General features: G+C 72.1%; 10 protein-coding genes. 3 read left to right on the forward strand and 7 right to left on the reverse strand.

The annotated features are described in order from the left end of the window. The first annotated feature begins 70 nt into the window (after positions 1 to 70). Positions 71 to 1,822 (forward strand): SGNH/GDSL hydrolase family protein, encoded by a 1,752-nt coding sequence (locus tag Sdagh_RS25850; RefSeq protein WP_190078743.1) that lies wholly within the window; start codon positions 71 to 73, stop codon positions 1,820 to 1,822. 3 nt (positions 1,823 to 1,825) lie between these two features. On the opposite strand, the gene Sdagh_RS25855 is transcribed toward Sdagh_RS25850, so the two are convergent. Genes Sdagh_RS25855 through pcaDC form a run of 3 tightly spaced genes read right to left on the reverse strand, consistent with a single transcriptional unit; the run spans position 1,826 to position 4,613 of the window. Continuing rightward, positions 1,826 to 2,614 (reverse strand): exodeoxyribonuclease III, encoded by a 789-nt coding sequence (locus Sdagh_RS25855; protein ID WP_189423934.1) that lies wholly within the window; start codon positions 2,612 to 2,614, stop codon positions 1,826 to 1,828. Positions 2,615 to 2,644: 30 nt separating this feature from the next. Beyond that, positions 2,645 to 3,280 (reverse strand): MBL fold metallo-hydrolase, encoded by a 636-nt coding sequence (locus tag Sdagh_RS25860; protein ID WP_189424019.1) that lies wholly within the window; start codon positions 3,278 to 3,280, stop codon positions 2,645 to 2,647. A gap of 37 nt (positions 3,281 to 3,317) precedes the next feature. Beyond that, positions 3,318 to 4,613, reverse strand: a complete 1,296-nt coding sequence (pcaDC, locus tag Sdagh_RS25865) for a bifunctional 3-oxoadipate enol-lactonase/4-carboxymuconolactone decarboxylase PcaDC (protein WP_190011673.1) — start codon at positions 4,611 to 4,613, stop codon at positions 3,318 to 3,320. Positions 4,614 to 4,942: 329 nt separating this feature from the next. On the opposite strand from pcaDC, the gene Sdagh_RS25870 reads away from it, so the two are divergent. Continuing rightward, positions 4,943 to 5,476 carry a hypothetical protein gene (locus Sdagh_RS25870; RefSeq protein WP_190078772.1) on the forward strand — a complete coding sequence of 178 codons (534 nt, stop codon included), beginning with the start codon at positions 4,943 to 4,945 and terminating at the stop codon, positions 5,474 to 5,476. Positions 5,477 to 5,542: 66 nt separating this feature from the next. Next, a complete protein-coding gene (locus tag Sdagh_RS25875) occupies positions 5,543 to 7,078 on the forward strand; it encodes an ISKra4 family transposase (RefSeq protein ID WP_190078773.1) in 1,536 nt (511 codons plus the stop codon). 371 nt (positions 7,079 to 7,449) lie between these two features. Here Sdagh_RS25875 and Sdagh_RS25880 read toward each other — a convergent pair whose 3' ends face one another. The 4 genes from Sdagh_RS25880 to Sdagh_RS25895 are packed head-to-tail and all read right to left on the reverse strand — an operon-like array spanning position 7,450 to position 11,601. Beyond that, entirely contained in the window at positions 7,450 to 7,638 is a 189-nt protein-coding gene (locus tag Sdagh_RS25880) for a tautomerase family protein (RefSeq protein ID WP_189423937.1), read from the reverse strand. Next, positions 7,638 to 8,903 carry a DegT/DnrJ/EryC1/StrS family aminotransferase gene (locus Sdagh_RS25885; RefSeq protein ID WP_189423939.1) on the reverse strand — a complete coding sequence of 422 codons (1,266 nt, stop codon included), beginning with the start codon at positions 8,901 to 8,903 and terminating at the stop codon, positions 7,638 to 7,640. The genes Sdagh_RS25880 and Sdagh_RS25885 overlap by 1 nt, the downstream gene beginning before the upstream one ends. Further along, positions 8,903 to 10,546 carry a (2,3-dihydroxybenzoyl)adenylate synthase gene (locus Sdagh_RS25890; protein WP_226535800.1) on the reverse strand — a complete coding sequence of 548 codons (1,644 nt, stop codon included), beginning with the start codon at positions 10,544 to 10,546 and terminating at the stop codon, positions 8,903 to 8,905. The genes Sdagh_RS25885 and Sdagh_RS25890 overlap by 1 nt, the downstream gene beginning before the upstream one ends. Before the next feature lie 2 nt (positions 10,547 to 10,548). Then, positions 10,549 to 11,601, reverse strand: coding sequence for an LLM class flavin-dependent oxidoreductase (locus Sdagh_RS25895; RefSeq protein ID WP_189423943.1), 1,053 nt, complete (start codon positions 11,599 to 11,601; stop codon positions 10,549 to 10,551). Between the last annotated feature and the right edge of the window lie 53 nt (positions 11,602 to 11,654).

Here is an 11,654-nt window from a genome sequence, read left to right on the forward strand (position 1 = left end):
TTGACGGCCGCCGGAGGTCTCCCTACTTTCGCGTGCGTCCGTCGGGGGAGTCGAGGGGGAGGAGCCGGTCGTGCGCCGAGGGGTCCGGAGAGCCGCGGTCGTCCTCGCCCTGCTGGCGGTCCTGACGCCGGGCGCACCGGCGCGCGCGGCGGCGCCGCTGCCGCTGGAGCGGTACTTCGACAACACGGCCGTCAGCGACGACGCCCGCCCCGCGGAGGCGGACTTCGACGGTGCGGGCGCCTCCCTCTCCGCCCAGGGTCTCACCGCCGCCGGCTGGACGCCGGGCCGTCCGCTGACCGTGCTCGGTGCCCGGCTGACCTGGCCGGACCGGCCCGCGGGCGAACCGGACAACGTGCGGGCGGACGGGCAGGAGGTGCGGGTCACCGGGCGCGGTGACGCACTGGCCTTCCTGGTGGCGGGCACCGGCGGCGGTACGGCGGGCGGGCCGGGCGAGGTGGCGTACGCGGACGGCGGCCGGTCGGGCTTCCGCCTCCTCGCGCCCCACTGGCGCACCGGCCCGCTCGCCACCAGGGCCGTGACCGTGCCGCGCGTCAACACGCCGGCCGGCCGGAGCGCCGGGCGGGCCCGGCTGTACGTGGTGACCGTGCCGCTCGCGGCCGGCCGCGAGGTGGCCTCGGTGCGGCTGCCCCGCGCGACGGACCTGCATGTCTTCGCGCTGGCGGTACGGGACACCGGGCGGGGCTGGACGGGGACCTGGGCGGCGTCGACGTCCGGTCACCCGGCGGTGGGGCCGTGGACGGACCGTACGCTGCGGCTGGTGGTGCGCGCCTCGGTGGGCGGGACACGGGTGCGGGTGCGGTTCGACAACACCTTCGCGGCGGCGCCCGTGCGGATCGGCGGCGCGACGGTCGCGGTCCGGGCGTCGGGCGCGGCGGCGCGGAAGGCGCCCGCGCGGCTGACGTTCGGGGGTGCGCGGGGCGCGGTGATCCCGGCGGGGGCGCAGGCGTACAGCGATCCACTGGGGTTCGCGGTGCCGGCGGGCGCCGACCTGCTGGTGAGCTTCCATCTGCCCGGCCCGGTGAAGGCGGCGCCGGTGCACCGGCTCGCGGTGCAGCGGTCGTACCTCAGCGGGCCGGGTGATCACACGGCGGAGCGGACCGGCGGCGCGTACACCACCAGCCTGACGTCCTGGCCGCTGCTGACCGGGGTGGATGTCGGCGGCGGGCCGGGGTCGGTCGTCCTGCTCGGGGACTCGATCACCGACGGCGACCGGTCGACGGTCGGCGCGAACCGGCGCTGGCCCGACGTCCTCGCCGGACGGCTGCGGGCGCAGCGCGCCGTCCCCCGCTACGGGGTGCTCAACCACGGCGTCTCGGGCAACCGTGTGGTCACCGACCGCTACCCCGGTGACGGCGTCTCCACCGACCAGGCCGGGGTCAGCGCCCTGCACCGGTTCGACCGCGACGTCACCGCGCAGACCTCGGTGCGCACGGTGGTCGTCTTCGAGGGTGTGAACGACCTGCTGGCGGGCGCGGACGCGCGGACGCTGACCGCCGGGCTGCGCGCGCTGGCGGACCGGGCGCGGGCCGCCGGGCTGCGGGTGCTCGGGGCGACGGTGCTGCCCTGCGGCGGCCGGGCCGCGTGCACGCCCGCCGTGGACGCCGAGCGGCGCGCGGTGAACGCCTGGCTGCGCACCGGCGGCGCCTTCGACGCCGTGCTCGACTTCGACGCCGTCCTGCGCGATCCGGCGGACCCGGCGCGGATGCGGCCCGCCCACGACAGCGGCGACCATCTGCACCCCGGGGACGCGGGGCTGAAGGCGCTGGCCGACTCGGTGGACCTGCGGCTGCTGGTCCCTTAGACCTCAGGAGACCTGGACGTCGAGGTCGACGACGACCGGAGCGTGGTCGGAGGCGCCCTTGCCCTTGCGCTCCTCGCGGTCGACGTAGGAGTCGGTGACGGCCTTGGCGAACGGCGTGTTGCCGTACACCAGGTCGATACGCATGCCGCGGTTCTTCGGGAAGGCGAGCTGGCGGTAGTCCCAGTACGTGTACGGGTGGTCGTACTTCAGCGGGCGCGGGACGACGTCCGACAGGCCGGCGCCGCGCAGGGAGGCGAGGGCGGCGCGCTCGGCGGGGGTGACGTGGGTGGAGCCCTCGAAGGCGGCGCGGTCGTAGACGTCGTCGTCGGTCGGCGCCACGTTGTAGTCCCCCAGCACCGCGAACGGGCGGTCGCCGGCGGCGTCGCCCTCGACGGCCGCGCGCAGCGCCTCGAACCACTGGAGCTTGTACGCGTAGTGCGGGTGCTCCACCTCGCGGCCGTTGGGCACGTACACCGACCAGACGCGGACCGGACCGCAGGTCGCGGAGATCGCCCGGGGTTCCTGGACGCCTTCGTAGCCGGGGTCGCCGGGCAGGCCCTTGACCACGTCGGACAGGCCGACGCGGCTGAGCACCGCCACGCCGTTCCACCGGCCGGTGGCGTGGACGGCGGCCTCGTAGCCCGCCTCGCGCAGCGGCTCGAACGGGAACTGGTCCTCGGCCACCTTGGCCTCCTGGAGGCACAGCACGTCGGTGCCGCTGCTCTCCAGCCAGGCCAGCAGCCTCGGAAGGCGGGCGGTGATCGAGTTCACGTTCCAGGTCGCGATGCGCATGTCCCCCAACCTACCGGGCGCCTCCGACACTCACAGGACGGTGGTCTCCCCCGCCGCCAGCCGCAGGTGCTCGGAGCCGCCCAGCGCCCCGATCTGACGGTCGTAGATCGGGCGGGCGAGGTCGGTGAGGAGGGCGTCGTGGATGTCGTAGGCACGCTGCGGGCGGACCTCGCGGACGTAGTCGATGACCTCGGAGATCTTGTTCCAGGGGGCCATGACGGGCAGCATCAGCGTCTCGACCGGGTGGTCGGGGACGGTGAGGGCGTCGCCGGGGTGGAACAGCCGGCCGCCGTCGACGAGGAAGCCGATGTTGGTAATGCGCGGGATGTCCGGGTGGATCACGGCGTGCAGTTCGCCGTGGACCTGCACGTCGAAACCGGCGGCGGTGAAGGTGTCGCCGTGGCCGACGGTGTGCACCCGGCCGGGGAAGGCGGCGGTGATCTTCTCCGCGACCGACCGCAGCGTGTACACCTGGGCGGCCGGGTTGATCTCCATCGCGGCGCGCAGCCGCAGCTCGTCGAAGTGGTCGGGGTGCTCGTGGGTGATGAGGACGGCGTCCGCGCCGAGCGCGGCGTCCTCCTCGCTGAACCCGCCGGGGTCGAGGACGAGGGTCTGTCCGTCCTTCTCCAGGCGGACGCAGGAGTGGGACTTCTTGGTCAGCTTCAGCGTCATGGTTCCATCCTGGCCCCGAGGTCGTTCCGGGTCATTCCGAGGGGGTCGTCTCCTCCCGGACCACCTGCTGGGCGATGCGGAAGGCGCGGTCGGCCGCGGGGATGCCGCAGTAGACGGCGGTCTGGAGCAGCACCTCCTTGATCTCGGCCGGGGTCAGGCCGTTGCGCAGGGCGGCCCGCAGGTGCGGGGCGATCTCCTCCGCGTGGCCGCCCGCGATCAGGGCGGCGAGGGTGACGCAGCTGCGGGTACGGCGGTCCAGGCCCGGCCGGTTCCAGACCTCGCCCCAGGCGTAGCGGGTGAGGAGTTCCTGGAAGTCGCCGGCGAAGTCGTCGGCGTCGGCCAGCACCCGGTCGACGTGCGCGTCCCCGAGGACCTCGCGGCGTACCTTCAGTCCCGCCTCGTAGGGGTCGGGCCGGCCCTGGGCGGCCTGCGGCTGGGCGACGGCCGGGGCGATCTCGGCCACGGGCACCGTCTGCGGCGCCGCGGCGAGCACCGGCTTGCCGGGGACGCCGGGCAGCACGGTCTGGCCGGTGGCGTCCGGGGCGGGCTGCCAGGCGGTGGTGAAGTGCCGGAGGAGGAGGTCGGTGACGGCGGCGGGCTGCTCGACCGGGACCAGGTGGGAGGCGCCGGGGACCACGGCGAGGCGGGCGTCGGGGATGCCGGCGACCAGGGTCCGGGCCTCGGCGGGGCCGGTGACCTGGTCCTCGGAGCCGACCAGGACGAGGGTGGGCACGCCGACGTGGCCCAGTTCGTGCCGTACGTCGAAGGAGGCGAGGGCCTCGCAGGCGGCGATGTAGCAGCCGGGGTCGGTGGTGCGGACCATCTGCACGGCCCACTCGGTGATCGCGGGCTGGGCGGCGGCGAACCCGCCGGTGAACCACCGGTCGGGCGAGCTGCGGGCGATGGGGTCGAGGCCGTTGGTGCGGACGATCACGCCGCGCTGGCGGAACTCGTCGGCGGTGCCGAACCGCGGCGAGGCGGCGATCAGCGCGAGGGAGGCGAGGCGCTCGGGGTGCCGCAGCGCCAGCTCGATCCCGACCGCGCCCCCGAACGCGCAGCCCGCGTACCCGAACCGCTGCACGCCGAGCCCGTCCAGCGTGGCCAGCAGCCGCTCGGTGACGTCACCGACGGACCCCCCGGGGTGGGCGGGCGCGCCGCCGTGCCCCGGCAGGTCGTACCGGAAGACCCGCCAGTGCCGGGCCAGTTCGGGAACCTGGCGGTCCCACATGTGCCAGGTGGTACCGAGGGACGGCCCCAAGATCAACACAGGAAGGTGTTCTGGCCCGTCAAAGCGGTATTGCAGCGTTTCGATCCTGGCTTCGGTCACGGGTTCACACCTTCATCTGTCACGATCTGTCACACGCCACCTGCGAGACCTCCCCATGCCCCCGCCGCTGGAAGCAGGTCCGCCACGTCCGGCTTCACGTACCACTTCTTCGTCGTCTTCACGTTGGTGTGCCCAGCCCACCTGGCTAGCAGGTGATCCGGCACCCCCTTGTTGGCCAGGTACGTGAGGCAAGACGCCCGAGCATCGTACAGACGGACCCTGCGAAGGCCGTTGGGTGCGGCTCGTTTCGAGGGACGGGCTGACCTGGGGAGACGTTGATTGGCGTCCAGGTGGGCAGGTCTTCTCCCTGAGGGGAGGAGGTGGTGTCGGTGGGCTCGTTGTTCGAGGCGATCGAGGCCGAGGAGGCGGAGGTCCGGGGCCGGGTGGAACAACTCAAGGCCCAGCTGGCCGAGTTGACCGAGCGGCTGGAGGCTGAGCAGGAGAGGCTGTCACGGCTGGTGATCACCCGTGAGACGGCAGGGGAACTCCTGGCGAGGATGAGCGACGGCAGCGCTGCGGACGAGACGCCGCCGACGGCGGCGGCGGCGGACGTATCGCCGTTCGCCGGGGCCGAGCGCCAGGTCGTGGGGGTGCTGTCGGTGCCGAAGTGGCAGCCGGGCATGGCCGCGACTGTGCTGCCGCGGGTCTACCAGGACATTCTCGAGGTCGTCGATGATGCGCCGGGGCCGGTGCGGGCCAAGCAGATCGTGCCCAGGATCGGGTTGCCGGTGGAGAACGGGAAGATCGAGGTGACGCGGTCGAAGCTGAAGCGTCTGGTGGTACGGGGCTGGCTGGACGAGACCACTCCCGGCCTGTTCACCCCATCCGCCACGAGAAAGACTCATTCGTCCAACACGCCCTGAAAGAAGGGCTCTTCCTTCTAGATTCGAAGGTGCGAACCAGAACGAACCTGCGAGAGAAGAGCCCGGATGGAACCCTACGACATGCGGGGCACGCCTGAGGCGTTCGCACGCTCGGTCAGTGCCTTCGACCTGCTGACGGCCACCCTGTCAGGCCGCGAGGCCGAAGAGTGGACCCATGGTGAGCTGGAGGAACACCTCCAGGAAGCCGGACGCGCGCTGATACGCCAACTGCTGCAGGACCACCTCGACCTGCGCGCGCTGCGCGAGGAAGAACACCTCGCGGCCCGTCCCTGCCTGAGGGTGACGGGTGGCGACGGCATCCCGCGTCCGTGGCGGGAGAAGGGGCATGAGCGGTGGCTGTCCACCGTCTTCGGCCACGTGAGGGTACGACGGGTCGCGCATCGTGGACCTGGGGTGAGCAACGTGCATCCCGCGGACGTAGCTCTGTCGCTGCCCGCGGGCCGGCACTCGGCCGGTCTGCGCCGCCTGGCCGTCACCGAGGCCGTGCGCGGCTCCTTCGACCAGGCCGTGGCTGCCGTCGGCCGGCAGTGCGGGCCGGTGCTGGGCAAACGCCGGCTGGAGGAACTCGTCGTCGAGACCGCCGCGGATGTCGAGGGCTTCTACCGGGCGAAGACCGCGCTGCCCTGCAGCCGGGACATGCCGCTGGTCATCCAGGCCGACGGCAAGGGTGTGGTCATGCGGCCCGAAGCCCTGCGCGAGGCCACCCGCCGCAAGGCCGCCCGGGCCGCCGCCGCGGGCCGGCGGGGGCGGCTGGCCCCGGGCGAGAAACCCAACCGGAAACGGATGGCCACCATCGCCTGCGTCTTCGACATCCGCCCGGCCCCGCGCCGCCCGCACGACGTGATCGGCCCGCCCGAGGGCCGCAGCCACCGTCGCACCCGCCGCCCGCACCCCAGGGCGGAGAACAAGTGGCTGACCGCCTCCCTGGTCAAACCCCCCGAGGAGGTCATCGCCGAGGCGTTCGACCAGGCCCAGGCCCGCGACCCGCACCACCTGCGCCACTGGATCGTCCTGGTCGACGGCGCCCGACACCAGCTCGACGTCGTCCAGGCCGAAGCCGCCCGCCGGGGCGTGACGATCCACGTCCTGATCGACTTCGTCCACGTCACCGAATACGTCTGGGCGGCCGCGCACGCCTTCCACAAGCCCGGCAGCCGTGAGGCCGAAGCCTTCACCGCCGACCGGCTCACCGCGATCCTCGCCGGTCACGCCGCCCGCGTCGCCGACGAACTCCTCGCACAAGCCGACCAGGCCCACCTGGCGGCCTCACCCCGCGAAGCCGTCATCACCTGCCACCGCTACCTCACCGGCCACCTCGACCAACTCCACTACGACACCGCCCTCGCAGCGGGCTGGCCCATCGCCACCGGCGCGATCGAAGGAGCCTGCCGGCATCTCATCGCCGACCGCCTCGACATCACCGGCGCCCGCTGGGGCCTCGCCGGCGCCGAAGCCGTCCTCAAACTCCGCGCCGTCACCAGCAACGGACACCTTGACGCCTACTTCACCTACCACACCGCCCGCGAACACGAACGCCTCTACCCCAGCTCTGGCCTGGCCACATACAGACTGACCGCCTGATCCACGACCTTCACTTCAGAGGAACTGCACCCAAGGCCGTTTGCGTCCATGATTTCGCAGGCCCGCGTTCGGAGCTGCCGACCGTTCAGCGCGCCCCCGAGTTCACCCACGAGGCCGCGGCACCAGCTGGCCAGAGCTGGCCGTGATTCCTCGACCGCTCTGGCATGTTCCGCGGTCCGGGGGCCGCGGTCGGCCTCCTTCGCGCCTGCCGTGGCCGTGAGGTCGAGGACGGCCGCGAACGGCTGCCCCCGTTCCAGCGCGGAGTGGAGCAGGTCCAGTACTGCGTCGCGTACCACGTCCGGAGCCTCCCCCTCGGCGAGGAGGGTCACGACGGGCCAGTCGTCGAATCGGGTCCTCATCCGAGCCGCATCTCAGTCGCCGCCCGGCTTGCCGGCGATTCCCCAGTGTGTCTCGGGCACCGGATGCAGCACTACCCAGGTGTGCTCCCGTACCTCGTCCCCCAGCACTTCCGCCGCGGCGTCGGTCAGTCGCTCGATCAGTTGCCCGCGCGTCTCGGGCGTTACCCGCTTCTCGTACAGCTTGACTTCGATCAAGGGCATCAGACAGAGCCTCCTTGCCGCGGTAGGGACATGGCGCCGACAGGCAGGACCTCGTCCAGGCTGTCGGAGAACGCTTCAACAAGATGGTCGACTTGCCGGTCGGTCAGTCCGGGGTGGCAGGGGAGGTTCAGCTGTTCCGTGAACCACAGCCGCTCAGCGGTGGGGCACTCCCCGGGGCCGTGGCCACGGGTCCGCCACTCCGGGACGAGGTGGAGCGGGAAGTACCGGAGCTGGATCTCCACGCCCCGCTCGTCCAGGGCCCGTACCAGCCGGGTGCGTGCCTCGGGGCCGCCCGGCACGAAACAGGTGTAGAGGTGGTGGGCGTGCCCGATACCGCTGCCGGGCCGCTGGACGCGGACCCCGGGATGAGCCGACGCCACCTCGTCGAGCCGGGCGGTTATCTGCCGGCGGCGGGCGACGAAGGCGTCCAGCTTGGCCAGCTGGGCGAGGCCGACGGCGGCGGCCGCCTCGGACAGGGTGGCGTTGGTGCCCGATCTGCGCACCCACTCGCACGACTCCCGGTAGATGTAGGCGGAGTACTGCATCCATGGCAGCAGTGCGGGGACGTCACCGGGCGGGGCGGGGGACCCGGTGAACACGCCATCGACCTGGTTGGAGCGGCGGCGCTCGATGCGCTCCGCCCAGTCGTCGCGGTCGGTGGTGATCATGCCACCCTCGCCGAGAGTGGTGATGTTCTTGGAGGAGTGGAAGCTGAAGCAGGCGATGTCGGCCAGGGCTCCCGGCCGGCGTCCCCGGTACTCGGCACCGAGGGCGTGCGCGCAGTCCTCCAGGACCACGATGCCCCGGGCGCGCGCCAGGTCCATCACCGCCTCCATCTCGGCGGGCCAGCCCCCGTAGTGGACGAGGAGGACGGCGCGGGTCCGCTCGGTGATGAGGTCGGCCAGCCGGTTCGGGTCCATGTTGAGCGAGTACGGGTCGACATCGCAGAACCGCACCCGGACATCGAGGTCGAGCAGTGGCTGGATCGTCGCCTGGAAGGTCTGCGGGCTGGCCACGACCTCGTCGCCGGGACGCAGGTCGAGCAGCGCGATCGCGATCTCCAGTGCGACGGTTCCGCTTGTCACCGACAGGGCGTGTCGGGCACCGACAAGGGTGCGGAACTCGTCTTCGAACGCGGTGCGCCACTTCCCCATGGACAGCGGGGCATCGGAGTGGAGCACCTCGGTCAGTGCCCGGAACTCGGTGTCGTCCAGCACGCTTCCCCGGCGGGCGAAGGGCACGTCGTACACACGGTCGCCGCGCATCAGTGGTTCTCCTCACCGCGCGCGGCCCGCCGGCCGGCGGCGTCGGCCGCGAGTGCCTTCTTGTCGACCTTCCCCAGACCGGTGAGCGGGAAGGCGTCGTAGATCTCCAGCAGGTCGGGAAGCTTGAAGTCGGCCACGCCGCTCTCCCGCAGCATGCGCCGCAGTTCCGGCATGCCCGGTGGATCGCCGTCGGGCATGACGCACGCGCAGATCGCCTCGCCCAGCGCCGGGTCGGGAACGGCCACGACGGCTGCCTGAGCGACACGGGGGTGCCGGGTCAGATGACCTTCGAGCTCGGTCGCGGACACCTTGTCGCCGCCCCGGATCACGACATCCTTCACCCGGCCTTCGACCACCAGATCACCCCGCGCGGTGAGCCGGACCAGGTCACCGGAGCGGAAGAAGCCGTCGTCGGTGAACGCCGTCCGGTTGTGCTCCGGCGCCCGGTAGTAGCCACGCAGCGTGTAGGGACCACGCGTGACGAGTTCGCCCACCTCGCCGGGCTCCGCCCGCTCCCCCGTCACCGGATCGGCCACGCGTATCTCGTCGGCCGGTGAGACGGGCCGTCCCTGGGTGGCGAGGACGACGTCATCCGGGTCGTCGCGCCGGGTCATGGTCAGCAGCCCCTCGGCCATCCCGAAGACCTGCTGGAGCGCGCATCCGAGCACTGGACGGACCTGTTCCGCGACGTGCCGGTGCAGCTTGGCGCTCCCGATCTGGAGGAGAGCCAGGCTCGACAGGTCGTGCCGGGCGTGCTCGTTCCCGCCCATCCACAGGTGTGCGATGGTGGGCACCACGGAGGTCAGGGTGACCCTCTCGGCGGCGATCAGGGGGAAGCAGGTGTCGGGGCTCGGGTCGGGAGCGAACACCACGGTGCCTCCGGCGTGCAGGGTGCCGAGGATGCCGGGACACCCCCAGGTGAAGTTGAACTCCACCGGCAGAACCGCCAGGTACACGGTCTGCGGTCCGAGACCGCACACCTCGGCGGTGGTGCGGATCTGGTAGCCGTAGTCGTCGTGCGTTCGCGGGATCAGCTTGGGCAGGGCCGTCGTACCGCCGGAGAGCAGGAAGAACGCCGCGTCCGTCGGGTCCGGCGCGTACGCCTTGCCCGGGTGCCCGGTGAGGCCGTCCAGCAGGACGACGTCCCCTGGTGTCCCGGGCCGTGGTTCGCCCACCACCAGCGTGTGCCGGAGGGACGGGACCTCCTTGCGCAGGGCCACGGACATTCCCACATGGTCGAAGCCCCGCTGTGACCCGGGTACGACATGGGCGACCGCACCGGACAGCTCGCACAGGTGACGCACCTCGTACGACCGGTGGGCGGGAAGCGAGAACACCGGCACCGCCCCGAGGCGGAAGAGGCCGAAGCAGACGGCCACGAAGTCGGGTGCATTGGGGAGTTGCACGACCACCCGGTCGCCGGGACCGATGCCGAGCCCGCGCAGCCCGGCCGCCAGGCGGTCGGCCCAGGAGTCGAGTCCGGCGTACGAGATGCGCCGTCCCTCCCCGACCAGGGCGGTGCGGTCCCGGTGGGTGGCGGCCCAGCGCCGCAGCGCCGCGCCGAGCGGCTCACCGGTCCAGTATCCGGCTGCGCGGTAGCGGTCGATCTCCTCCTGCGGTCTGGCGACACATCCGTCGAGCACGGTCACACCTCCGCCATCACGTGGTCGGCGAACAGCCGCAGGGCGCGTTCGCTCTGTTCGTAGGGCATGTGGCCGGGATTGACCTGGATGCTGACGGTCAGGTCGTCGCCGTACCACTGCGCGATGGCCGCGAGCTGGTCGCGGACCTCGGCCGGGGTGCCGGCCAGTACCTTCCTCGCGGCCAGGGAGGCCGCGAAGTCGTAGTCGCGGACCTTGTCGACGAACTTCTCGTACCCGGGGTACTGGTCGCTGCGGGCTCCCGCCCAGCCGGCCACCGCGCCCGCCATGTGCTCGACGTAGTTGCGCTCGTACCGCTCGGCAGCGTCGAGCGCCTCGGCCCGGTCCTCGGAGAGGTAGCAGGTGTACTTGATCTGGATGCGTGGACGACCGGGGTGGGCGCTCGCCGCCCATGCCTCGCGGTAGGCCGCCAGCATCTCCCGCAGTTGCTCGCGCGAGGTGACGGACGGCACGACCTGGAGGTGGTGGCCGGCCTTGCCGGCGGCGGCGCAGGACTCGGCGCTTGTCGCGGAGGCGACGAACACCGGCGGGTGCGGTCGCTGCACGGGACGGGGCAGCAGGGAGACCGGGCCGAACCGGTAGAAATCCCCGGTCCATGTGACGCTTTCCTCTGACCACAGGGCGACGCACGCGTCGACCATCTCGGCGAACCTGGCCCGGCTCTCGGCCATGGGCACCTGGAACCACGCGAACTCGTCGGGAAGGAAACCCCGGCCGAAGCCGGCGTCGAGCCGTCCGCCCGAAAGGTTGTCGAGCATGGCCAGTCTGGCCGCCGTCTTCAGCGGGTGGTTGAAGGCGGCTATGACGGCGCCGGTGGTGAGGCGGATCGTGCTGGTCCTGGCGGCGATGGCGGTGAGCAGGGTGACCGGGTCGGGACAGTAGCCGCCGTACGGGGAGCCGTAGTGCTCCACCGTCTGTACGTGCTCGAAGCCCGACGACTCGGCGAGCAGGGCCAGTTGGATCGTTTCCTGGTAATACTGCGGGGCGCTCTTGCGCGCCGGGTCGATGACGGGGAAGAAGTTCAGGCCGAACTGCACGGGCAACTCCTTGCGGGTGGAGTGTGTGAGTGGGGGACGGGTGCGTCCGGTGG

It is taken from the genome of Streptomyces daghestanicus (assembly GCF_020521275.1).
Lineage (GTDB): Bacteria > Actinomycetota > Actinomycetes > Streptomycetales > Streptomycetaceae > Streptomyces > Streptomyces griseoviridis.